Raw genomic sequence first — 25380 nt, 5'->3', positions numbered from 1 at the left:
GGAACAACGCCAACTTCGAACCAAGACTCACAACCTCCTATTTTTATTAATATATCTTTAATAAAATAATCTATTGAAAGCTTTCGGGTATTGTATAAAGAAAGGCGAAAAAAAACATTGACCTATGTCAATAAAATGTCTAAAAGGCTAGAGGACTTCTTCCAATTTTTGAGGCTTAAGAACGTGAATGTGATGCTGCTCGTCAAGCTCGATGAGCCCTGAGGTTTTGAATTTGGAAAGGGTGCGAGAGAGTGTTTCGGGAGTCAGGTTTAAAATGGAAGCCACTTGGGTATTTTTGAGCGTTTTAAAGAGTTCGCCATTTTCTAAAATAAACTTTGCCACTTTGGCATCAGCCGTTAAAATGACCTCTTTTTGAATGACATCAATGAGGATTTTATGTTTAGCAATGAGGCTTTTGATGATTTCAAAGGAGATCTCAGGATTTTTGAAAAAGTCATGCTCCAATGCCTTGTAGTCGATGCGAAGCACTTCACTGTTACTCATAAACTCCGCCGTTGCAGGGTACGGAATATTTTCAAAATTAGCCAACTCTGCCACTAAGCCGCCAGGATAAAACTGATGCAAAAAGATCTGCTGTCCTTTGTGGTTGGTTTTGTAAACTTTCAGCGTGCCTTGAAGCAGAACATACAGATAAATAGGCTCGTCACCTTCATAGAATAGAATCTCTTTAGCTTTAAACTTTTTGATAACAGAAATCTTCTTGAGTTTTTCCAATTGCTCATCGTTCAGTTTTGAAAAGCATGAAACAGTTCGAATACGATCCATAATATAAAGCCTTTAGATTAAAAGTTAAGCTATCCTAACTTAAGCATGATTAGAACTTTCTTTAAAGTAGAAATATTTTTCTTGATTCACGTGCAAGATTTTAATTACATGTAGAGGAGCGTAGCTATAAATTAGATAATGCTTAGAATGCTTTTCACTGCTAACATAGAAAGTAATATTTTTAAGGCAAAAATTAATTTTTCACCCTTTATTTTATCTCTTAATTTGGATCCACAATAAGAGCCTAAAATTGAGCCGATAATCATGCTAATGATAATACTAAGATAGTCGTGAAAAACAAACCCAAAATAGATAAAAACGATAATTTTCAAGATGTGTGTCAGGCTCATAAGAAGTGCTGAGGTAGCAATAACTTTATCTTTATCTTTGAACTCTTTCAGTAATTTGACCATTGCAAGTTGTCCCGTTGTACCCACAATAACAGATAATCCTGTTTGAAAAAAGCCAATGACATAATAGTTTTCATATTTTGTTATTTTGTTGTTGAAACTTTGTGACCATAATGATAACAAGATATACGTGCCTATAAACAAGGGGATATACGTAAGCGATATCATTGTTAAAAAACAGGCAAATGTTCCAACGCCAACCAATGAACCTATTAAAAATTTTGGTATAACTTGAAATTGTATATTTTTATATCCAAAATAAGCTCTTGACACGTTACTTGTAATTTGATTTAACCCATGGATAGGGATAAGATCATTGGCGGGTAAAAATGATGGAAGTATCGCGATGAGTAATAGTCCACCCCCTACGCCAATAACCCCTGTTATAACCGACGTACAAAAACTAATACATCCCAAAATAAATGCATCCATTACATTAGCTTCCTCGCATGTAAGCAATAAATGACTGAGCGTAAAAGCCCTTTACAAAATATTTTTATGATGTATACCTCATTGAATTTCGTTGCTGTACTTTTTTTAACTTCATGTTTATGTAAACTGTTGAAGCTTATTGTTAAGATTTTCAGCCAAACGTGAGAGATGATCAGCCGCAGAAGCGATCTCTTCAACACTTCTGGCATTTTGAGAGATAAGGGTATTGATATTTGAGACCATATCCACAATCTTATCGGTATCACGTGCAATCTTTTGTGAGTTTTGAGCACTCTGTGTCACTGAAGCTACACTCTCTTCCATCACATGGGTTGTACTTAAGATGGTGGTCTCAACACCACTGGAAACAGTCGATAGTCTTTGAATATTTTTGGCATTGCGTCCCATCTGTTCTGATGAATCAATAATAGATTGAACAATGACATTGATCGTAGCATTGATCTCCGTTAAAGAGGATTGTGTTCGTTCGGCTAGTTTTCGTACTTCATCGGCAACGACAGCAAATCCGCGTCCATGTTCACCTGCACGCGCTGCTTCAATGGCGGCATTAAGCGCAAGTAAATTAGTCTGATCGGCAATATCGGAGATAACCGTTAAGATCTGTTTGACTTGTTCGGCATCATGACTCATCTGATCTAAGCGTTGGGCTAAAGCAGTTTCGGCTTGACTGGCAGATTCGACTTCATTGCGAAGGGTAATGACTTCATTTTTAGCCTCATCCAAACGACTGCCTGCTGTGGCAATGTTCTGTTTCATTTTCTCTGAAAGAGTAGCGGTTTCTTGCACAAAGGATTTAATCGTTGAAATCTCTTGAATGGTGTTCTCCACAATGACGGAGCTCTGTTCTGCATTGCGTCCGATTTGCATACTGGTGGTACTTAGTTCATGGGAAACCGAAGCATTTTCATTCGATGATTGCTTCGCATCGACAATGGTGTTTTCCAAAGTGCTGACAAGATCATTAAAACTTTCCACAATCTCTTTAATCTCATTGTTCTTAGTATAACTGATTCTAAATTTGAGCTCTTTTTCTTTGACGAACTTGGTGATACTGTCTCGAATGAGGTGTACGCCTTGCATGATGTTGTTTTTGATCAAGTAGCTTAAAATTACCGTGAGAAAAATGACCAAAAGAATGACACCGGTCATTTCAACGCTAGCGGTTTGTTTGGTCTCACGTGCTATTTGAGCGTTGTTTTCGGAGAGTTTTTTATTGTAATTGAGGTGTTCATCGACCGTATTGGTTAAGTTCATCGACATTTTTCGATTTTTGAGCATAAATTCTTTGGCTTCTGCTTTTTTATTTTCATGCGACATTTGAAGAACTTTATCAGCCATAGCAATATAAATCGCATACAACTGTTGTTCTTTTTCATAAATCTCTTTTTCTTTGGTATCGGCAACAAATATCGCATAATTTTTTAAATTGGCTTCAAATGCCCCGCGATACGTACGATACTTGTCGTCTAAGGCTTTTATCTCTTCGTGATTACTCACTTCCGTTCCAATGTGTTCCCACAGCAAAAGCCTGATCCGATAAAAACCTCTTTGCATATCGTCCAGCACTAAAATACTAGGCAAAGTCGTTCTTTGGCACGTTGTTGTTGTGGTGTATATCTGATCCATTTTGAGAAGACTGATTCCATAGATGATAGAAGCACCAATAATGGCTGAGAGCAACATCACAAGAAGCTGTTTTGAAAGGGTCATGGAAAATCCTTTAAAGAGGAGATAGTGCGTGAATTGTAACACATTTGGACGGAAATAAATGTCCCTACGCGAAATAGTTTTAACACGGTAGCGCCTTTTGTAAAGACCCTACCGCTTCGCTTTTTCAAAATACCAAAGAATGATGATTTATTGCAAAATTAGAATTTGTAATTTGCTTTAAATCGAAGCTCATTCAAATCCCAATCGTATTTAGTATTGTTTGAATAACGTGTTGTTTCAACTTCTTGTTTTTCATAGATAAGCTCTAAACTCAAGCCTTTAAGTACAGGAACATCGTAGCTGATGCCTCCAGCGTAGGAAGTGTAATCTGCACTGGTTGTGGCTTGTTTGACGCGATCTTGATTAGCCTCTGCGTATTGTAAAATACTTTTAAGACCTGTTACGCCTAATTTTGAGAAATCATACGTCAAATCAATACGATAAGAGTCTGTATTGGCACGCAATGATGGACTACTGGCTTTAACCAATGTTGCGGTACTACTTGCCGCACCATTACCCATACCTGCGATGACCGCATCATCTTTACTGTTGGTTGCTGCAGTGACTGCTAAGCCAAAGCCTGCAAGCTCACTGATAGAGATGCGTGCCGCTGTTTGGGAACCATCATAATAGACGGTATCTACATTGTTCACAGCACCGCTTCTTAGGTCTGTTTTAGAACCGCGGTAATTGAGATAAAAGCCTAATTTAAAGCCGTTCATAGGCAGTACATAATTAGCATCGGTGTAGTAAAGATTGACATTTTCTGTGTTTGCGGCAACAACATCACCGACCGTAGCGTACTGGGCTGTTAACGCAAGGTGGGGAATGGATTTATTGATCACCGCAATGGTGTAAGCATCATCAAATTGGTAGGTATCGGATGCTGAAACACCGTTAAAAATAGCGCGTTTGTTAAAACTTGGAGCATCACCGCCTAAATCACCTTTTGTTTGATAACTTGTTCGTGTTTGGAATTTATCCACAAAGCCTGCAATCAGGGTTGTTGATGGAATGTCTGTATTGACAATCGTTGCACCCTCAAAGGACTCTCTTACGATGCGAGAACCACTACCATTAACAAGAGGCGTTGCAATGTATTGGCGACCAATTTTAGCATTGGTTTTACCAATCTTGTACCCTAAGTACGCTTCTGAGAGAACCGCACCTGAACCATACATATCGCTGGCATAAGCCGTTTTGCCCTCAGCATCAACAAACGGTGCCGCACTGGCTTGGAATGTTGCACCAAGATTAAATCCGTAAAAGGTGTCCGTGACGTAATTTAAAATTGCAACGGTATTTAAAATATTGCCCGTTTTAGCAGTATCATCGCTAACACCTTTGGGAAGTTTATACGTCACTCCGTTCATAGTGACATTTTGCGTATCCAATTTTTCCGTATCTTTATCAAAATACCATGCCCTAAGTTCACCACTTACTTTACCATTTTTGAATGCATCAGCAAGCGTATCTGCTGCAAAAGAGCTTGATGCCATACTTGCTATAACAATCGTTACGAGACTAAGTTTTACCAATTTCATACTTACATCCTTTTGTGTTTTATAAAAGGCAACTAACATTACATGTAAAGAAGATTAACCCACTCTAAAAGGTATATGTAGAGTGGGTTTAGAAGCGTTATCCTAATTTACTCGTATTAATAACGTTGTAATCAAGACCTAATTGTTTAGCAGGAACACCCAGCGCTAAGCCTACCAATTGAGAAAGGTGAAGGACAGGAACACGTGCTTTTGACTTCGTTGTATCTTGTGCATCATCTTGGTAGATGTCTAATTGCATTTGACACAATGGGCATGGCGTTACCACACAGTCGGCTTTTGATTCTGCGGCGCTATTGACAATGCCACTGGTCATTTTCATAACCGATTTCTCAGCTGGATAGACCGCATGGAATCCACAACAATCTAATCGTTTTGCAAAAGGGACGACTTCTGCGCCTAATGCTTTCACAACTGTTTCAAAGCTGGTTGGATTGACAGAGCTTTCAAAACCTAAATCTTTTTCAGGTCTCACACTGTGACAACCGTAAAAAACCGCTACTTTAAGACCTGTGAGAGGTTTTTTTACTTTAGACTTAATCAGCTCTGCATTTTGAGCCAAGACCCAAAGAAGGCTGGTCACTTCACTCGTACCTTTATAATTCATATTCCCTTTAGCAAGAAACGTATTGATACGCTCTTTTTCGCCACCATCAAGCTGTGCTTTTGCACGGCGTAACATCAATAAACAGGTACTACATGTTGTAAGCATAGGTAGATTCATCTGTTCAGCAAGAGCTAGATTTCGTGCATTTGCAACTAACGTTGCCAATGGATCAACATCTTGCGCTTGAGAAGCACCACAACAACTCCATCCCTTAATCTCTTTGAGCTTGATATCCAATAGTGGAGCTATAGCTTCAAGCGACATTTTAGCTTCGATCGCGGCTTGAGTAAGCACACATCCAGGGAAAAAAGCAAATTCTTTTTGCATACGTTACTCCTTGTTTGCAGCATGTGCTGCTTCAATCATTTTTACTAAGTCTTTGTGACCTTCAATTTCATGACCACCAAAGACTTCGAGTGGGTTCATTTTGCCTGCACGCATAAGGGTAATAGCGGTTCCTGCACGAAGTGCGGTGCTCATACCTTCAGTTCTTAGTGCTAGACGAATTTCATTCAATCGACCTGAATCTTCCACTAAATCTGTATAGAACGATTTAGCATGCGCTGGACCAACACCACTGTTGAGGCCTTTTCTTAATGCCAATGCACGGAGTCCTGCGATATCATCCGCAGCACTAATATGTTTAGGACAACGATTGGCACACTCTTGACAGTGTACGCAGTTCCATAAACCGTTTGTTACGGCTGGTTTGACATGGATCATTGGATCTTTTGTACGCGAATCGTTCGCCACACGCCATGCTTGTGTAAAGACAAAAGGTTCCATATAATCACTGCGATCTGCAGTAAGTTTATTACACTCAGAAGCACATACACCGCATAAAATACAATCCCACTGTTTGACAATACGATCGTACTCTTCCTGATTTTGAACACAACCCTCTTTTTCTGAGAATTTATCTTTGGCGACAAGACCCGGTTTTATTTTACGTAAATTCTCGATTGCAGGCTCCCAATCTACGACAAGATCAGAAAGCACTGTGTAATTTGCGAGTGGAGAAATCTGGAACGTGTCAGCATCTTTGTACTCTTCAAAAAGCTCTGTCATTTTAGTGTCGCAACCAAGGTATGAGTGCCCATTGACACGTACACCACACGCACCACAAATCGCCATACGACAGGATGCTGTAAAATTGAGCGTAAGATCAAGATGTTGTTTAATAAAAAGAAGTGTCCCAAGAAGGGTTAATGCTTCAATATCCTTTTTCTCAACCGTATACGTTTGTTGATAATTTTTTTTGCCATCAAAGCGATCAATGATAAATTTCATTAGTATTTCCTCTCTTCAATTTTAAACTGACCTACCACGACATCTTTCCAAGCTAAGTGCATTTTACCGCTCTCATCCATCGTGACCATCGAGTGTTTTAAGAAGTTGGCATCATCGCGCTTCAAATAATCTTCTCTGAAGTGCGAACCACGTGACTCTTTACGTGCCGTAGCACCCATGAGTGCCGCACGTGATGCAAGGAGTAAATTGCCAAGCTCTACATACTCTGTAAATGCTGTATTGCATATTGGGTTTGCGTTTGGAATACGAAGCGCGTCATAACGTGCTTGTAATTCTGCATGTTTGTCAGCAAGGGCAAGCATTTTTGATTCGGTACGGAAAATTCCCATGTTATACCAGTTTGCAGCACCCAGTTCTTCACGAAGGGCATACATGTCATTGACATTGCCTTTGTTTGAGCTTGTAATCTCTTTAAAGTGGCTTATCCATTTTAGAGTCAAGTCGGTAAGGCGTTTGCCAGCACCAAAATCCGCTTTTGCCGCATACTCTGCTGCATTAATACCTGCGATTTTTCCTGTAACAGTTGCATCACATAAGGAGTTACCTCCCAAACGGTTTGCACCGTGAATGGAAACACAGGCTGCTTCACCTGCTGCAAAAAGTCCAGGGGCGGTTGTCGCCATGGTATCCAAACTCGTCACATCAATACCACCCATTGAGTAGTGCGCTGTTGGGCGAATCGCAATTGGTTTTTCAATCAAGTCCATGTTTTCAAATAAAAGACCAATATGGCGAATTTGAGGTAACTCTCTCATGATTTTTTCACGACCTAAATGCGTTACATCAAGGAGAACGTAGGCTTCCATATCATGACCAAAACCACGACCTTCACGAATTTCATTCTCAATAGAACGAGAAACGATATCACGAGGGGCTAGTTCCATTTTATTAGGAACGTAACGTTTCATAAAACGCTCGCCTTGGTTGTTTAATAAGATACCGCCTTCACCACGTGCCGCTTCGGTAATGAGTGTTCCACCATGACATACGCCTGTCGGGTGAAACTGAAGCATCTCAGGGTCTTTAAACGTTAAACCCGCTCTTAAAGCTGCTGCCGCACCATCGCCTGTTGCGATGTAAGGTGTGGATGTTCGGTTCCAAAAAACACGGGTATAGCCGCCCGTTGCTAAAACGACGGATTTTGCGCGCACAGGAGCGATGTCACCCGTACGAATGTTACGAAGCACAACACCCTCACAGTGACCATTTTCTATGCTAAGGTCTAACATATGATGATCCATCAAAAACTTAACACCATGTTTTAACGCATCGTCTAAACAGGTATGTGTCAAAATATGTCCCGTTTTATCGGCGGCATAATTACAACGCTTTTTGGCTGCGCCACCCGCAAAACGTTTCGCAACATTTCCTTTGCTATCACGTGAAAAAGGCATACCGATGTAATCAAGTTCATGAATTGCTGCACCTGCGTAGGTTGCAAATTTCATTGCGGTATCTTGATCCACAAGGTAGTCACCACCTTTTACGGTATCTTTAGCATGTGATTCAAATGAATCTCCATCGCTAAAATCAATGACACCATTAATACCACCCTCTGCCATCGTTGTGGCACTACGTGTCGGCATCACTTTACTGACAACGACGACACTAAGATTTGGGTTCTTTTTACGTGCGGCAACAGCAGCTCTAAGACCTGCAGCACCTGAACCAATAATCAAAACATCGCAACTTGGCATTCCTGAAGTATTAGGTGTTGAAGCAGAAGTTGCAGCAAAAGCTTTTTCAACACCCGTTGTACTTACTGCCAATGCACCCATAGTAATACAGGCTGATTGCAGAAATTCTCTGCGGGTAAACTGTTCAGTCATAAAATTTCCTCTCAATAGTTTTATAAATTTAAAATTATATTTTCTAAATACATTTTAAATTTAATGACAGCAAAATATTAATACACTTACAAACATAAGTCAAAGACTATTTTATATATGATTTCATAGGTTTTTAATTATGGTTATAAGTGTTTATAAATATCTATTTAAGGGGATATACAATGAGTTTTAAGCAAATAGAATGTGTAGTCATGGCAGCAAAACTAAAAAGCTTCACAAAAGCTGCTCAAAAACTGAAAATTGCCCAGCCATCTTTAAGTCAGAGCATTAATATATTGGAAAAGCAAGTGGGAGTACCGCTTTTTGATAGAAGTACCACACCCATTAGCTTAACCCATGCAGGTGAAATTTATATTGCAAAAGCGAGTTCAATCATAGAGCTTTATAATGATTTAAATACCCAAATGCATGATATATCTGGTTTTAAAACGGGTAAGTTAAGACTTGGTTTTTCTCAGACAGGATATCATTTTATCCCAGACGCCCTACCAATGTTTTTCAAAAAATTTCCCAATGCTGATATAAAAATTACGCAAGTGTTTTCTACTCTAAACTTAGAAAAAATGCTTCTCGATGGCGATGTTGATATTGCGACACTTATATTGCCACTTCACTCAGATGAACTAAGTTATAAAGTTATAAAAGAAGAAAATGCTTGTCTTGCATTGCCTTCAACACATCCAATAGCGCAAAAAAGCAAAAAACGAAGTAAAGGCTATCCTAGTATCTCATTAAGTGAGCTCAAAAATGAGAAATTTATTTTACCTAAAGGTACTCAACGAAGTCGGCCAATCTATGATAAAATATTTCAGAAAGCAGGTTTTGAGCCCAATATATTTTGTGAAACAGAAACCTTTGATATAGCCAATTCAATCGTTGCTTCAGGGATTGGCGCCTGTTTTACCCTCCCTCAATTTATTAAAGAAGATAAAAAAGATAAACTTACACTTTTTAACCTTGATGAGCCACTCCTCACTCGTACCGTTGTACTTGCACATAAAAAAGATAAGCGTTTATCAAAAATTGCACAGGAATTTTTATCCATAGCCAAAAGTTTATAATCCCAATAAAGGTGATTAAAAGGACATCAAATTGTATTGTATCTATTTTAAGGCTCGTCCCATAGCAATGGGATGTTGACTCTCTTTTTTCTCTTTGCTTGACCAATATAGCCCTATAGGATAGTCACTTTCATCAACTCGAAACCACATATCACCGCTGCCAATGCCATCGTTTTCTTTGGCTCTAGTGTCATTGGCATGTTTTCCTTTAGAGGAGTCTATCACACGTATTCGGTAAAGATTGCCCTCTTCTAAGAGAGGCTTTTGTTGCACAATCACAACATGGCCTGTATCTTTTTTTTGCAAAGAAGGATCATACTTCCATGCGATAATATCACCTTCTTCAAGATCTTTGACACGCAAGATCGGCATCCACTCTTTTTGAGAAGAGACGTTTTGTAAACTTTTAAAATAATCATAAAAGTTTTGAGCGCGTGCGTGGGTATGGTGTTTATCGACAGGAAGTACCCTCAAAGACATAGGTGCTTTTTTTTGAAGGATATGACAGACAAAACCCGAACAATCTAAACTGTAATACCCTTGCTTTTCATCAATAATAATATGGTGATCATAATGTGTTTCACGCATTGTCTCAGAGATTCTTGTTGCTTCTTCATATATCTCTTGTGAAAGGGATACGGGTGAAGCAAAACAGTGCACAACACTCAAACAAAATAAGTAAAATACGATAATCCGTTTCATGACTCCTCCAGACTCTTTTGAGTCATTTTCATTAAAATCATGACAGTCAATGCTATCATCAGTGTCCCCATAACGATAAAAAGCTTCAGCATTGTGTTACTAAAAGCATAAGCATCGTCTTTGGAAACAGAGACAACAATATACCAACCATTATAGAGTTCGCCAAAGGTCATTAGTTCATGATGATCTTCATAAGCACCCTCTTTGTGTTTTACCATATAATCATACATTTTTTTAAATTCAGCTGTCTGTTCGGCTAAAGAGAGATTGAGCATTTCTTTATCTGGATGCAAGAGTATTTTACCCGAAGCATCAACCACATAAGCATATCCCTCTTCAGCATGAATAGCTTTGATTTTACGGTACAGTTTATTGACATAAAAAGAGGCAGCCACGACGCCTTGTTTTTTTCCATTGACCATCACAGGAGAGGCAATGGCAATCGTAAATTGGTTGCTTGCAAATCCTACAAAAGGATCAGCAATCAGAGGCTGATCCGCACTGATTCCACTACTGTACCACGGTCTCGTTCTTGGATCATACCAATCTCTTCTCAGTTCTTTACCTGTATCGTACATCATTCGTCCATCTTCTAAACCAAAATAAACTTGCACCGCATTGATCGCTTTTTTAGAACGTGCAAGTAAAGGAACGACCTCTTCTTTGTTAAATGGCGCAAACAGTACAAGTTCTTTAGAGAGGTCTTGTACCATCCTCATACTCGGTTCCATCCATGCATTAATATCAATTTTGAGTGACTGCATCCTACTCATTTGCTTCGCTCTAATCTCTTTTTGAAGATAAGATTCTGTTTTAAAATAAGAGACCGATCCAAAAAGCACTAAGAAAAAGGTGAGTAGAATACCGGCAGTCAATGCGATGCGCTGATTAAATGTTAAAGACATGAAAATCCTTACATGTAAATCGATAAGAGCCTTTTTTGAAAGAGACTGTGTCATTAAAATCGTGTTGAGTATAACTCAAAAAAGTTGCTTTAAAGTTGCTTTGCATCACTTCCCTCCTCAATTTTTTGAGCTTTTGGCACGGTGACACAAAAGACCACACCTCCTTCAACATTGCCAGCAGTAATAATGCCTTTCATATTGTTTTCAATAATCATGCGAGACATAAACAGCCCAATACCCGTACCATTGCTCTTTTCTTTGGTAAAAAATGGTTCAAAAATTTTTGGTAAATCGTCATTCTTTATACCGCCAGCATTGTCAATCACGGAGACTTTTGAGTATTCAGTGTTTTCATCAATCTCGATCGTAATGCATCCCTTTTCCACACCACGTGCAATTAAAATATCTTTTGCATTCGAAATAAGATTGATGATCACCTGAGCATACTCATTTTTAAGTCCATAGGCTATTGCCATAGGTACATGGGTGATGACCTCAAGGGTAATTCGGTGATGATGCAATGTCGCTTTCATAATGTTTACAGCTTCTGCAACAACCTCATTAATGCAAAAAGCATTTAGATCTTTTTGAGGAGAAAAAAAGTTTCTAAAATCATCAATCGTATGCGACATAAACTGAATAACGCGATTTGAAGCAATAATAGTATCAACAACATCATGTTCAGTCACTTTCGCTTTAAAATGAATCGCCGCTTGTAAATCCATAAGCAATGCCGATAATTCCATGAGAGGTTGACGCCATTGATGTGCGATATTGCCGATCATTTCACCCATACTCGCAAACCTACTTTGACGATACATCACCATATCTTTTTCACGGCTTATTTCAACTTCTTGTTTAATGCGTGATTCAAGTTCATGGTTTAATGTATCAAGCGATTCCGTGGCTTCTTCTAAGCGACTATTTTTAAGTGTCACCTCAAAATAAAGCGCAAAGGCAATCGCTGAGAAGATAATAAAAAGAAGTGCTAACTGCAAAATAACCAGATAATCAAACCCTTTAGGATAATGCTCAGGTACCCATTTTTTCACCAACGTATCCATACTATTTTGAAGTACCTCCAAGGAAGTATGCTCCAAAATTGAGTATAAGAGTTGATTTTCGCTCAAAACGGCAAAACTTAAAGGCATCTCAAGCGGTAGCTGTGCCGAAACTTTTAAATGGTTTGCAATATGTGTTTTAAACAGATGTGAAACTGTAAAATTTGAAGTAATAAAGCCATAATATTGACCTTTTTCGATCAGCTTTAACCCCTCTAACTCAGAATCAACAAACGTTACATCTAAAGAGGGAAAAGCCTCTAACAACGATGGGATCATCGGATGCTCTTTCATCATCACAAAGGAGCGATCTGCAATCTCTTTAAAATCAGATCGATACAATCTATCATTCGTGGTGAGCACGACCAAAGGCACGCGTAACAGAGGTGATGTAAAATTGATTTTTTCATCTACATCCTTCGTTGGAGTATCAAGACTTATAAAATCACATTTTTTATTCAATAATTTTTGCAAAGACTCTTCGCGTGAATGTGTTGGAATCAACTGAATTGGCGTGTCTAAACTCTTCTCTAACTGTGTGACAATATCGGCCCCAATACCTTCATAGCGATTATCAACAATGTCACCGTACGGTAAACTATGGGGAATCACACACACATTGAGGACTTGCTTTCCCATTAAGGAAAATTTTTCTTCTTCGCTAAGGGGTGCCGTAATATTTGTTTGTCGAAAAGCATTGGAATGGAAGAAACGCTGGCGAGCAAATACTAACTCCTTATAATCAATAGCTGCCATTGTTTTATTGATAATTGAAAGAAGAAGGATGTTCTCTTTTGCCATTGCCAAAGAGAGTTTCAGTGTTGGAAAATCTGCGTTATTTCGTAAAGGAATGCTTTGCAAAGATGTAATTCTTTTCGACTCCAAGTGCGTTTGAAATAGCTCATGTAAACCGATAGCAAGATCTACCTCTTGGTGTGCAACTTTTGAGACCGCTTGATCCAGTGTGTCGACAACTTCAATCTGAGCATCAGGATTTTTTTCTTTAATGATTGCGCCAAAAGCATCGCCTCTGAGCATAACAATGCGTAAATTTTCAATAGACTCTAATTTGGGGGATATTTGATAGATTTTAGGAATGAGCAATGCGGGTTGTAAAACACCAATCGGAAATTGGCTCAGTTGAAACGCATTTTCATCCAAGGATTCAAAAATGGGCAACAGCGCTACATCCAATTCACCGGATGAAAGTTTTTGCTTTGCCTCTTCGCGAGTGATATCTGTAACAAAATTAAGATTGACATCCAATTTACGGGCTAGCAGTCTCAAATAATGGATGGCATATCCATTGAGATAATTATCGTATGTGTACGTATAAAAATAGACATCAGGTTCTACATAAACGTTCAAAGTATCTTTTTCATCAATGTATGCTTTCTCTTTTTTTATTTAAAAAAAGCTTCATTTCCTGCATACAAACTCAACGACATTAAGCATAATATGAGAATAAGATAAGGGAATTGCTTCATGTGGATTATCATAACATACAAACAAAAAAAAGCTTATTAGCGACTTTTTTTTGCTTATAATAACATTACCTTGTTTTACATGTAAGGATTAAAGATGAATGATAATGTCAAAATTATCCCTCTTTTTACCATCGCACTCATTGCATCTATTGCATGGTTTATCAGACCCGATGCCATAGAATTACACTCATGGCATACACTAATTATTTTTCTCTCAACCATCACATGTATTATGTTTACGGTTATGCCGATGGGAGCCATTGGACTTTTGAGTATTACATTATTTGCTATCAGTGCAGCAGCGGGAGCTGTATCTGCTAAAAAAGCTGTCACTGATGCCCTAAGTGGATTTAACAGCGATCTTATTTGGTTGATCGTCATTGCTTTTTTTATAGCAAAAGGCTTTATTAAAACAGGGCTTGGAGAGCGTATTGCCCTGTTAATGATTCGCTATTTTGGGAAACGAACCCTTGGACTTGCCTACGCTCTTGCTTTTGCCGATCTTATCTTAGCACCTGCAACACCCAGCAGTACAGCACGCTCAGGCGGTATTATTTATCCTATTACCAAAGTTCTAGCCCATAAATTTCAATCATTCCCCCAAGATACCAGTCGCAAAAAGATGGGTACTTATCTTATTATGTGTATGAGCCACATCAATGACATTACGGGAACGCTTTTCATTACCGCTTATGCAGCCAACCCTTTAATTGTCAAATTTGCAAGTGCTTTTGGCGTGCAATTAAGCTGGAGCAGTTGGTTTATAGCAGCAAGTATTCCCGCACTTGTTTCATTCTTTTTTGTCCCAATTGCACTTTATTTTATTCTAAAACCCCAAATAGAAGAGACTCTCGAAGCGCATTCTTTCGCTCAAAATGAACTTGCTAAAAGAGGGCCTCTTTCGCGTGATGAGATCATCATGGGATCGACATTTATAGGGATTTTAGGGTTATGGATATTTGGTGCCCAAATCAATATTCACGCAACAACCACAGCACTCATTGGTCTTTCCACGCTTATTGTCACAGGTGTTCTAAGTTGGGATGATGTGAAAGCAGAGAAAACAGCCTGGGATACTCTCATTTGGCTCTCAGCATTGTTGATGATGGCAGAATTTTTACATAAGCTAGGCTTTACCACATGGTTTGGCGACATGATTGGTGGCAATTTACTTTTCATGACATCCATGCACTGGGTGATTATTTTGGTGGTACTCAATGCACTGTACACCTATATCCATTACTTTTTTGCTAGCGGTACTGCACAAGTGGCAGCATTGTACGTTGTTTTTTTAGGGGTAGGCGTCAAACTCGGTATTCCTATTTACCCCTTGGCGTTACTTTTAGGCTTTTCCAGTAGCCTCTATGGTTCGCTTGCTCCTTATACCCACGCGAGAAGTATTATTCTATTTGATTCAGGATATATCCGTAAAAAAGAGTGGTACAGTGCTGGATTTATCATTAATTTACTCAATCAATTTATCTTTATTGTTGTTGGTTTAGCCTGGTGGAAAATGGTTGGATTTTATTAAAACAGAGGAGCAATGAATGCCATCATATCATGTGGACAGTGATTTTTCGTTACAAACAACACTTAAATCGTTACATATTTTGTACATTGAAGATGAAACTTCCATTCGTACGACCATTACGAAAGTATTGCGCTATTTTAGTGAACATGTGCTTTCTTTAGAGTCTGCCGAAGAAGCCATGAATATTTATCAAGAGTATAAACCCGATATTATTATTTGCGACATTAATCTCCCAGGGATGAGTGGGATTGATTTTGTAAAATGGGTTCGCCAATGTGATGATAAATCACAAATTTTTCTCTTAACGGCGTATACCGATAAAACCTATTTGCTCGAAGCCATCAAACTCTCTTTAGTTGATTATCTTACGAAGCCAATTGACTTTAATATGCTAGAAAAAACGCTTAAAGAAGCTGCTCGTAAAGTGGTTCAATATAAGACACTGAATGTTACATTTACAACAGGCGCTGTCTACTGTTATCAACAACGATGTATCAATGTGCAAGGAAAGATTCATCCTCTTACTGCAAAAGAGGTAAAGCTACTTGATCTGCTCATTACAAATAAAAATAGAATGACATCAAAAGAAGAACTGCAAACAACACTCTGGGAAGATGACATGGGTAGCGAAAGTGCCTTTAAAAGCCTTGTCAATAAACTGCGTACTAAAATAGGGAAAGAGGCCATTGACAATATTTCAGGCGTTGGGTATCGTATTCTTTTAGCGTAATCTCTCTTCGTGTTCTCTACTGCTCTTTTTTTTACATGTAAAATCTTTTTTAAGTCATTCTATGGAATTATTTTTCAGTAATATCAAAAAGCGACTTTCCAGAAACTTTTTTTCTTCTACACTTCTCTCGTCTTGAGAATTAATTTATTTATTTAAGGAGAAAAAATGAAATTCGCTAACCTTAGTTTGGCGGCTATCGTAGTTGCTGGTTTAACTACCAGTTCATTTGGAGCAGATACGCTTGCTGATGCTTTCAAGGAAGGAAAAATTAGTGGTGAGCTTCGCGCTTGGTATTTTGACCGTGATAAAGACAAAGCGAATTCCAGTGCAGATCTTTTGAGTACAGGCTTACAACTACGTTATATCACGGGTACATTTTATGGGTTGAGTATGGGTATTACCACTCAAACAAGTGCTGCTCCACAAGCATCAGAAACCGATAAAACAGTTTTTAGCGGGGATATGTATGGTTCAGGAACACAACTTTCTGAAGCTTATATCAATTATACCATTGGCCATACGACGGCAAAAGTTGGTCGCCAATTTATTAAAATGCCAATGATTGGTAGCAGTACCTCAAGAATGGTCACGCAATCTTTTGAAGGCGCTTTAGTCACGAATACAGATTTACCAAATACTAGCATTATCGTTGGTGCCATCACTAAATACCAAGATAGGACGGATGATGAAGGAGGAATAGGACAATTTGAGCCATTGAATAATGACCATGATTTTGCATATACCGCAATGGTTGTCAATAAATCTATCCCTAATGTTGAGCTTACATTTCAATATTTGACGTTAGACAATGATGCGAGTGCTCCTTTGCTAACAAAAGCCCCTAAAGATGCCAATCGAAAAAAAGGGTTTAATGATTACTATTTTGAAGCAGAATATGCAAATACAGCAGGAGCCTTTTCATATGGCATTGCAGGAAATTACCTTTATACGGACTGGATGGAACATGATGCAGCCTATATGTATGGTGCAAAACTCAGCCTTGGCTATGGTGATTTCAAAACATACTTTGCATACTCTGTGATTAATGATGATACCGATAATCTGGGAATTAAAGCAGGACTTGGTGGTGGTGCACAACCTAACTATGTCAAAGGTAAACAAGTCAGAGTTGGTACGTTTAGTTCTGATACTTCAGGATTTAGCATTGATGCAAACTACAACTTTAAAGCAGTGGGGCTTCAAGCAGGTGCTCGTTATACACAGCTTGATATTAGTTCTGTTCCTGCAAATAACAACCAAACCATTACAGATTTTTACGGTAGCTACAAATTCGCTGGCGCGCTTAAAGGACTTGAAACTGAAGTGATTTATACTATCTTGGGCGATGAATCCGTTGTAAGTGCCACAGCAGGATCAGGTAAAGGTGAAGAGTTATGGTTTAAAGCCAACTATAAATTTTAATACATCCTTTTTGTGACCCTTGAAGCAATACTTCAAGGGATTTTATTATAACGCCATGGAGCAATATATCATGAAATCAACACTAAAATTATCATCAATTCTAATCAAAAGTTGCCTGTTAGTAAGCACCTCTCTCACGTTATCATTTGCAGAGCCCCTACAACAACCTTGTCCTACTGAAGTTAAAAACCTTCCTGAAGGAACACTATGCTGGTCGGGAAAAGATGAAGCAGGAGCTTACTATTGGGTCGCAAAACCTAAAAACTGGAATGGCAATCTTGTACTACATTCCCACGGAGGTCCAGCTCTTGGAAAGCTTCCAAAAGCAGCACGGGCTATAGAAGATTTTGAGCGCTGGTCTATTTGGGTCAGAAGTGGCAATGCTTTAGCAGTCACTTCTTACAGACAAGGAGGAGTAGCACTCATATCAGCCGCAGAAGATACTGCACGCCTTTTACCTATTGCCTCTAAGCTTGTCGGAAAAACTAAAAAAGTAATTTTACATGGTCAATCATGGGGTGGTGGCGTTGCTGCACGTGCGGCTGAAGTGGATGGTCCACTTTCAAAAGTAGAACCTAAAATTGATGCTGTCCTTTTAACCAGCGGAGTATTAGCGGGTGGTACAAAATCTTATGACTTTAGATTGGACTTAAGAGTCGTTTGGCAAGCAGTGTGCGAGAACCATCCAAGGGCGAATGAAATCCAATATCCTCTTTGGCAAGGGCTGGCGTCTAAAGATACTAAAATGAGTAAAGAAGATCTAAAAGAGCGCGTGAATGAATGTTTAGGACTTAATATGCCTGAAGCTAATCGCTCCGCAAAACAAAAAGAAAATCTCAAAACTATTGTTAATGTCATTAAAATTCCTGAAAAAAGTATTCAAGGGCATCTTGATTGGGCGACTCATCATTTTCAAGATATTGTCTTTAATCGTTTGCAAGGTCGAAATCCTTTTGGTAATGAAACTGTCAAATATGTAGGCTCAAGTAATGATGAAGAACTCAATAAAAAAGTCCTTCGTTATAAAGCCGATCCAACGGCTGTAGCAGACTTTGGAAAAGATACTAACCCTACGGGGAATATTGCTCTTCCAATCTTAACGATACGCGGTATTAATGACCCTATAGCTTTTGTGGAACTTGCAAATACATGGGAAGAAACAGTTGCAAAAGCAGGACATTCTGGAAACATGGTTCAACTCTACACCAATGACAAAGAACACAGTTACCTTAGTGATGCTCAATATGTAGCTGCTATGAATGCCCTTCTTGCATGGGTTGATACTGGTAAAAAACCAACACCAAATGATGTTGAAAAGCAGTGTAAAGCACTCGATCCAAAATGGGACCCAAGCCATGAATGTCGCATTGTGCCTGAGTTTAACCCCTCACCACTTTCAACACGCGTTCCAGCACGTTAACCGTTTTTTAGGAAGGGTTTCATCCTTCCTTTCCTAAAATATGAGCAGGAGAATTTACGAGAATGAATACTTTCATTGGCATTATTACGCTCGCCAATATCATTTTAATCACTTGGTCCATCATCATGATGAATGTTATTCACAGGCAAAATAAATGAAAACCATCTCTCTACTCTCTTTTTTAATCATAAAATCTAAATTTTCGTAATGATCGCTATCATTTAGAGGTATTAAAGCATCTCCTCCAACAAGTTCAATCTTGCAATGTCAACATGAAATTAGATTCTTTAATACACTCCTTATCGCATATAAGATAAAATTGTCAATACCCATAAATCCTATTAATTAATAAAGAGCATGATAAAATACATGTTTATAAGAGTAATAAAACAAAAGGTTTTAAGAACATGAGTGAGAGCAAAGATTTTTTACGCACCATTGTAGAAGAGGACTTACAGTCTGGAAAGTATCAAGAAATTATTACCAGATTTCCTCCAGAGCCTAATGGATTCCCGCACATTGGGCATGCTAAGTCTATCTGTATCAACTTTGGCATTGCTCGTGATTATCACGGACATTGTAACCTCAGAATGGATGACACCAACCCCACAACCGAAGATATGAAATATGTGGAAGCGCTTAAAGATGCTGTCACATGGCTTGGGTTTAGCTGGGCGGATCACGTACGCTTTGCATCGGATTATTTCCCCAAAATTTACGATTATGCTGTGACGCTTGTCAAAATGGGCAAAGCCTATGTGGACAGTCTAAACGAAGAAGAGATACGCGAATACCGTGGTACGATTAAAGAAGCAGGACGACGAAGCCCATTTGCAGAGCGTAGCATTGAAGAAAACTTAGACCTACTTGATCGCATGAGAAAGGGTGAATTTAAAGATGGTGAACATGTTTTAAGAGCTAAAATTGACATGAGTGCGGCGAATATGAAAATGCGCGATCCTCTTTTATACCGCATCCGTCACGCGCACCATTTTAGAACAGGCGATGAGTGGTGTATCTACCCGATGTACGACTTTGCGCACTGTTTATCGGACTACATTGAAGGGGTGACACACTCTATCTGTACCCTTGAGTTTGAAAACAACCGCGATATTTATGATTGGGTATTGGATGCACTTGACCTCACCCCTCCTCGTCCCTACCAACATGAGTTTGCCAGACTTGGCATGAACTACACGGTGATGAGCAAACGCAAACTCTTAGAACTCGTCAATGGAAACTATGTCAACGGCTGGGATGACCCTCGCCTTCCAACCATTGCAGGCTATAAACGAAGAGGCTACACGCCTGAGGCCATCTTGAACTTTTGCGATCAAATCGGCATCGCCAAAGCAAACTCCATGGTCGATGTGGCACAACTTGAATTTTGCATCCGAGATGACCTCAATCAAAAAGTACCGCGCGTGATGTGTGTCCTAGATCCTCTTAAAGTGACCATCGAAAATTATGATGGCGAAGAAGCAATTGATGCGTCTTACTACCCACATGATGTTCCTAAAGAGGGGTCACGCAAGCTTCCTTTTGCACGGGAAATTTACATCGAGCGTGATGACTTTATGGAAAATCCTCCAGCAGATTATTACCGTTTGACACCCAAACAGAGCGTACGTCTTAAACATGCATATATTCTTACATGTAAAGAGGTTATCAAAGATACTCATGGCAACATCGTAGAGCTAAAAGCAGAGTATCATCCTCATTCTAAAAGTGGCGAAGACACCAGTGGTATTAAAACGAAAAGTGCGATTCACTGGGTCAGCGCAAAACATGCCAAACAAGCTGAAGTCAGACTGTATGAGAGGTTATACTCTAACGAAGCACCTGATGGCTTAGAAGATCTCAATCCTGATTCTTTACACGTAATCACAAATGCCTTTGTTGAGCCTGCTGTTATCACCGAAAAACCTGATGTCAGATTTCAGTTTGAAAGACAAGGCTATTTTTTCGTTGACCCGATTGATTACACCGACGCGAAACCTGTCTTTAACAAAATTGTAGGGCTGAAAGATTCTTGGGCTAAAAAGACAGAAGCAAAAGAAGCTACGCCAAAATCTAAGGCTAAAAAGACCCCTATTGTTGAGGGTGAAGTAACGCCGATGAGTGAGACGGAGCAAGCACTGTTTACCAAGTACACAAAAGAGCTTGGGCTCAATAATGAAATCGCTAATATCCTTGCGCGTGATGTTGATCTAGCCCATTTTTACGAAGAAACACTTTTACATGTAAACAGTCCTGTCAGCCTTGCAAACATCGTTGCCAACGAAGTGGCACGAGAACTCAAACTTGTAGCCACTTTAAAATTTAGCGCCAAAGAGATAGCCGAGCTTGTCACAATGGTTGATGAGGGAACGATTTCCACTAAAATTGCAAAACAAGTGTTTGAAGAGATGGCAAAAACAGGTGACAATCCAAAAGCAATCGTTGCAGCCAAAGGACTCACACAAATCAGTGATCCTGCGAAATTAAAGCCTATGATTGAGGAAGTCATCGCAAAGAACCCAGATAATGTCGCAAAATATAAAGCAGGCAATACCAATCTTTTTGGCTTTTTTGTGGGGCAAGTCCTCAAAAAAAGTGGCGGTAAAGCGAACCCAACTGTCGTGAATGAACTGGTAGCAGAGAAATTAAAAAATGGTTAGATTTGCACCCACACCTAGCGTAGATTTAAGTCTAGAATCCTTACGAATCGCACTGTTTAATTACATGTATGCTATTCAAACCAAGGATTCTATGGTAGTACGCATTGAAGATAGAGATAAAAAGCAGAATATCGAAGGTAAAGACCAAGATATTCTCGATATGCTGAGTCTTTTTGGTATTTCTTACACGCAACTGTACTACCAAAGTCAAAATTTTAAATACCACCTTCAATTTGCCTCCACCCTTTTAGACACCAAAAAAGCATTTATCTGTTTTTGTAGTGAAAAAGAACTTGAAGCAAAACGTGAGAAAGCCGAAGCAGAGGGCAAAGCATACTGTTACGATGGGGCGTGTGAGCACTTAAGCAGCGAAGAGGTTTTAAACAATCCAAAGCCGTTTGTTATTCGTATGAAAAAACCAGAAGCAGCTATTTCGTTTACCGATACGATTCAAGGAAAAATTAGCCTTGAACCTGATGCCGTTGATGCTTTTGTCATTATGCAAGCGGATAAATATCCAACCTATAACTTTGCCTGTGCGTGCGATGATATGCTTCAAGGTATCTCATACATCATCCGAAGCGAAGATCATCTCTTTGATGCACTACGACAAGAGTTCGTACGTAAAAGTTTAGGCTACAACCAAGAAATCCAATACGCACACGTGCCAAGCATCCTGAACGATAAGGGTCAAAAAATGAGCGCATCTGATGATATATCAAGCGTGCAATGGCTTTTAGATCAAGGTTTTATGCCAGAGGCAATTTTAAATTATCTGATTCTTTTGGGCAATCCTACTCCTTATGAGATTTTTACTGTCCAAGAAGCGCTAACGTGGTTTGACCTCAAAGCGATCTCCAAATCTCCTGCGTGTTTTGACATTGAAAAACTTCGTTTGATGAACCGTGAGCACATCAAACGTATCCCCGATATGGAGCTTTCTAAACGTATCGGTTACGCCTGTGACAACATTGGAAAGCTGGCGAAACTTTTCACCGAAGAGGTAAGTACCACGCGCGAAATCAAACAAAAAATAGATGCTATTTTTGCGAAAAAATCGTTTTATGCAGCGTTTGAAAAAGAGAGTAAACTTTTACAAGAGTTAATTTTACAAGCACCTTATTTTGAGAAATTTGATGAATTTCAAACATATCTCATCGAAAAAAGCGGCATCGAAGGAGAACCTTTCTTTAAACCGCTTCGTTTTTGGCTCAGCGGAACTGAGCATTGTCCTGAACTTGCCTTATTATATCCACTGATTAAAACCTATCTGAAGGAGATTGTTAGATGATCGTTTTAGCAACACTTATTGAAGCTTTTGCCACGATTTTGCATACTTTAATCAACATTTATATTTGGGTGGTGATTATTGCAGCACTCATTACCTTTGTGCGCCCTGATCCGTACAATCCGATTGTGCAGATCCTTTTTCGGCTTACCAATCCAGTCTATGCGTTTATTCGTAAATTGGTTCCAACGTTAATTGGTGGTATCGACCTTGCGCCTCTCATTGTGATTTTAGCACTTCAATTTATAGACCTGTTCGCAGTTAAACTTTTGTTCGCACTTGCCAATGTTTTATAAATTACTGATTGGACTTTTCCTCTGCCTTTGCGTCTGTGTCGATCTTTTTGCTGAAGAAGCTGTGAATTTTAGTTTTTTTGCTGATAAACCACGAAGCCTTGCCAAAGATTTTTATATTTACGAATACCTCCAACGTGATGAGACAACTCCCAAAGAAGCCAAAGCGCTCTTTGGGATGGTACATACGATGAACATCCGTTTTTTCCACCTTTTCGCTAAAAAAATGGATAATCTTGAATACAAAAAGATCTCGAAGTGCATTGATCTTGACATCAATGCCTTGATGAAAGAAGATGATGAATGCCTTAACATTGGCATCAATACCGCCAAAATCACTTCGCTCCCCAAAAGCCAACTAAAACTCATCAAACCTCGCCTAAAACGCAATAAAGAGCTTGTTAATCTCATTACATTGATGGAAAGCGATGATGTTTATGAAACGGCACTTAACAGTGATGGAAACACATTTTTAAGCCTATTCAATGGGAGTATTTCATCCTATAAGATGGCTATTTTTAATCAACAGATCATTCCTCAAGCACAGATAGACATGCTTTCAAACTCTCCAAGATTTAACCAATTTGTGTATAGTACCGTCCAAAACGATAAACTTGATAATGTCCAAAAATCACTTTTACATGTAAATCCATCTTTACATGTAAACGCCAAATCACTTTTTTATCTGGGACTTAATGCACTTAAATACCAAGAGAAAGAGCAAGCTATCCATTTTTTTGAACTCTCCAATGAGCGTGCAACTCGAAGCGAAGAGAAAGACAAAGCCCTCTTTTGGCAATATTTAGTGACCAAAGATACCCACTTTTTAGAGCGTATCATACACGATAGTGACATTAATATGTACGCCCTCTACGCCTATGAAAAATTGGATCGTCCTGTACAAAACATTGTATCGCCCGTACTTGAAGGAACGCACCCGACATTTAATATCAGTGATCCTTTTGCATGGCCACGTGTTATGAACAGAGTCTATAAAATGAGTGCTGAAGAAGTTGAAGCACTCGCGCAAAGCTTTAAATATGCCAACACCTTACCTCATTACAGCTATTTGATGGAACGTGTCACGCACTATACTAAAAGCTATTACCCTATTCCCTACCCTGAAGAACTTAGCACTTACTCAATACATCGTCAAGCGTTGATGCTTGCCATTGCACGACAAGAGAGCCGTTTTATTCCCTCTGTTGTCTCGACTTCGTATGCGCTAGGAATGATGCAGTTTATGCCGTTTGTGGCACGGGATATTGCTAAAAAAGAGAAACTTGAAGAGTTTTCTATCTCCAATATGTTCGATCCACGCATTGCGTACCTTTTTGGAAATATTCACCTCAACTTCTTAGAAAAAAGCTTGTATCATCCTCTTTTTGTGGCTTATGCATACAATGGCGGTATGGGATTTACCAAAAAACATCTGCAAGGTGGAGCGTTTTCTCAAGGGGAGTATGAACCGTTTTGGAGCATGGAGACTATGAATAACGAAGAGAGTCGCGAGTACGGTAAAAAAGTGCTTGCAAATTATGTGGTCTATCGCCACCTTTTAGGTGACGACGTCTCTATTAGTAATCTTTTTGAAAATTTGTTGTCACCCTCTTTGACTGATCGTTTTCGAAACTAAATTCCATTTTAACCTGTTCTGTTTTAGGCGCTTGGACTAACACATAGTTGGTCCAAGCATTTGTACTTGAAACAAGCTTGAGGAGCGGCGCTTCTTGGGGAAGAGGTGTCACGGTGAGATTTTTATCTGAGCCATTGACTTTAAAACCAGAAAGTGTAACTTTTTCAAAAGAGCCATCCCCTGTTGCCATATACGTACCAACGATAAATTTTTCACTCTCTTGTGTAATTAATTCATGACTAATCGGATTTAAATAGGTAATTGTCACGTATGTCTTCGATGTTTCAGAATTTTTGATCTCTATTTTTTTAGAGTTGAACATCCCATAATCCATCAATTTTTCATGTTGATCATCGGCTAACTTCGTAGCGCATCCTTGCAGTATTAAAACAACTAAAACCATCAAACCATATCGCATTATTGCTCTCCATCTTCAGCTCTTATTCTTCGCATCTCATCAAAAGCTAAATCTTTTTTTGCTATTATTACTATGAT

General features: G+C 39.0%; 20 protein-coding genes. 9 read left to right on the top strand and 11 right to left on the bottom strand.

All coding sequences use genetic code 11. The features are described 5' to 3' along the window. Positions 1 to 147 precede the first annotated feature (147 nt). The 7 genes from Sdiek1_RS04080 to sdhA all read right to left on the bottom strand — a co-directional run bounded on the left by Sdiek1_RS04080 (position 148) and on the right by sdhA (position 8668). Positions 148 to 786 carry a Crp/Fnr family transcriptional regulator gene (locus Sdiek1_RS04080; protein ID WP_087438018.1) on the bottom strand — a complete coding sequence of 213 codons (639 nt, stop codon included), beginning with the start codon at positions 784 to 786 and terminating at the stop codon, positions 148 to 150. 131 nt (positions 787 to 917) lie between these two features. After that, the gene (locus tag Sdiek1_RS04075; RefSeq protein WP_087438017.1) at positions 918 to 1628 is read right to left on the bottom strand and encodes a sulfite exporter TauE/SafE family protein; all 711 of its coding nucleotides are present in this window, start codon (positions 1626 to 1628) and stop codon (positions 918 to 920) included. 117 nt (positions 1629 to 1745) lie between these two features. After that, positions 1746 to 3359: a methyl-accepting chemotaxis protein gene (locus Sdiek1_RS04070; protein WP_087438016.1), complete on the bottom strand. Its 1614-nt coding sequence runs from the start codon at positions 3357 to 3359 to the stop codon at positions 1746 to 1748. A 158-nt stretch (positions 3360 to 3517) separates the two neighbouring features. Further along, positions 3518 to 4903 carry an OprD family outer membrane porin gene (locus Sdiek1_RS04065; RefSeq protein ID WP_087438015.1) on the bottom strand — a complete coding sequence of 462 codons (1386 nt, stop codon included), beginning with the start codon at positions 4901 to 4903 and terminating at the stop codon, positions 3518 to 3520. Between the two features lie 97 nt (positions 4904 to 5000). Continuing rightward, entirely contained in the window at positions 5001 to 5855 is an 855-nt protein-coding gene (gene sdhE / locus Sdiek1_RS04060) for an 8-methylmenaquinol:fumarate reductase membrane anchor subunit (RefSeq protein WP_087438014.1), read from the bottom strand. Positions 5856 to 5858: 3 nt separating this feature from the next. Beyond that, on the bottom strand, positions 5859 to 6818 hold the full coding sequence (gene sdhB, locus Sdiek1_RS04055; protein WP_087438013.1) for an 8-methylmenaquinol:fumarate reductase iron-sulfur subunit: 960 nt from the start codon (positions 6816 to 6818) through the stop codon (positions 5859 to 5861). Next, positions 6818 to 8668, bottom strand: coding sequence for an 8-methylmenaquinol:fumarate reductase flavoprotein subunit (gene sdhA, locus Sdiek1_RS04050; protein ID WP_087438012.1), 1851 nt, complete (start codon positions 8666 to 8668; stop codon positions 6818 to 6820). The genes sdhB and sdhA overlap by 1 nt, the downstream gene beginning before the upstream one ends. A 149-nt stretch (positions 8669 to 8817) precedes the next feature. Here sdhA and Sdiek1_RS04045 point away from each other — a divergent pair, with 149 nt between their 5' ends. Continuing rightward, positions 8818 to 9750, top strand: a complete 933-nt coding sequence (locus tag Sdiek1_RS04045; RefSeq protein ID WP_238099147.1) for a LysR family transcriptional regulator — start codon at positions 8818 to 8820, stop codon at positions 9748 to 9750. Between the two features lie 42 nt (positions 9751 to 9792). On the opposite strand, the gene Sdiek1_RS04040 is transcribed toward Sdiek1_RS04045, so the two are convergent. From Sdiek1_RS04040 to Sdiek1_RS04030, 3 genes are all read right to left on the bottom strand, one after another. After that, the gene (locus tag Sdiek1_RS04040; RefSeq protein ID WP_087438010.1) at positions 9793 to 10452 is read right to left on the bottom strand and encodes a hypothetical protein; all 660 of its coding nucleotides are present in this window, start codon (positions 10450 to 10452) and stop codon (positions 9793 to 9795) included. After that, complete coding sequence (locus Sdiek1_RS04035; RefSeq protein ID WP_161491981.1) at positions 10449 to 11357, bottom strand: cache domain-containing protein; 909 nt, start codon at positions 11355 to 11357, stop codon at positions 10449 to 10451. Before Sdiek1_RS04035 ends, Sdiek1_RS04040 begins: the two co-directional genes overlap by 4 nt. 89 nt (positions 11358 to 11446) lie before the next feature. Beyond that, complete coding sequence (locus Sdiek1_RS04030; protein ID WP_087438008.1) at positions 11447 to 13786, bottom strand: ATP-binding protein; 2340 nt, start codon at positions 13784 to 13786, stop codon at positions 11447 to 11449. A 213-nt stretch (positions 13787 to 13999) separates the two neighbouring features. Here Sdiek1_RS04030 and Sdiek1_RS04025 point away from each other — a divergent pair, with 213 nt between their 5' ends. From Sdiek1_RS04025 to Sdiek1_RS03990, 8 genes are all read left to right on the top strand, one after another. Continuing rightward, entirely contained in the window at positions 14000 to 15436 is a 1437-nt protein-coding gene (locus tag Sdiek1_RS04025) for a DASS family sodium-coupled anion symporter (RefSeq protein ID WP_087438007.1), read from the top strand. Between the two features lie 16 nt (positions 15437 to 15452). After that, positions 15453 to 16166, top strand: coding sequence for a response regulator transcription factor (locus Sdiek1_RS04020; protein WP_087438006.1), 714 nt, complete (start codon positions 15453 to 15455; stop codon positions 16164 to 16166). Positions 16167 to 16331: 165 nt separating this feature from the next. Then, positions 16332 to 17588 carry an OprD family outer membrane porin gene (locus Sdiek1_RS04015; protein ID WP_087438005.1) on the top strand — a complete coding sequence of 419 codons (1257 nt, stop codon included), beginning with the start codon at positions 16332 to 16334 and terminating at the stop codon, positions 17586 to 17588. 70 nt (positions 17589 to 17658) lie between these two features. Then, complete coding sequence (locus Sdiek1_RS04010) at positions 17659 to 19008, top strand: hypothetical protein (protein ID WP_087438004.1); 1350 nt, start codon at positions 17659 to 17661, stop codon at positions 19006 to 19008. A gap of 407 nt (positions 19009 to 19415) precedes the next feature. Beyond that, positions 19416 to 21668, top strand: coding sequence for a glutamine--tRNA ligase/YqeY domain fusion protein (locus Sdiek1_RS04005; protein ID WP_087438003.1), 2253 nt, complete (start codon positions 19416 to 19418; stop codon positions 21666 to 21668). Beyond that, entirely contained in the window at positions 21661 to 22959 is a 1299-nt protein-coding gene (gene gltX, locus Sdiek1_RS04000) for a glutamate--tRNA ligase (protein ID WP_087438002.1), read from the top strand. The genes Sdiek1_RS04005 and gltX overlap by 8 nt, the downstream gene beginning before the upstream one ends. After that, entirely contained in the window at positions 22956 to 23252 is a 297-nt protein-coding gene (locus Sdiek1_RS03995) for a YggT family protein (RefSeq protein WP_087438001.1), read from the top strand. The genes gltX and Sdiek1_RS03995 overlap by 4 nt, the downstream gene beginning before the upstream one ends. Next, a complete protein-coding gene (locus tag Sdiek1_RS03990; RefSeq protein ID WP_087438000.1) occupies positions 23242 to 24885 on the top strand; it encodes a lytic transglycosylase domain-containing protein in 1644 nt (547 codons plus the stop codon). Before Sdiek1_RS03995 ends, Sdiek1_RS03990 begins: the two co-directional genes overlap by 11 nt. On the opposite strand, the gene Sdiek1_RS03985 is transcribed toward Sdiek1_RS03990, so the two are convergent. Then, on the bottom strand, positions 24827 to 25303 hold the full coding sequence (locus Sdiek1_RS03985; protein WP_087437999.1) for a hypothetical protein: 477 nt from the start codon (positions 25301 to 25303) through the stop codon (positions 24827 to 24829). The genes Sdiek1_RS03990 and Sdiek1_RS03985 overlap by 59 nt on opposite strands. Positions 25304 to 25380: the final 77 nt, after the last annotated feature.

Origin of the sequence: Sulfurospirillum diekertiae (genome assembly GCF_002162315.1) — a bacterium.
In the GTDB taxonomy this organism is placed as follows: domain Bacteria; phylum Campylobacterota; class Campylobacteria; order Campylobacterales; family Sulfurospirillaceae; genus Sulfurospirillum.
The sequence above is the reverse complement of the archived record's forward strand: the minus strand, read 5'-3'. Positions and strand labels throughout refer to the sequence as shown.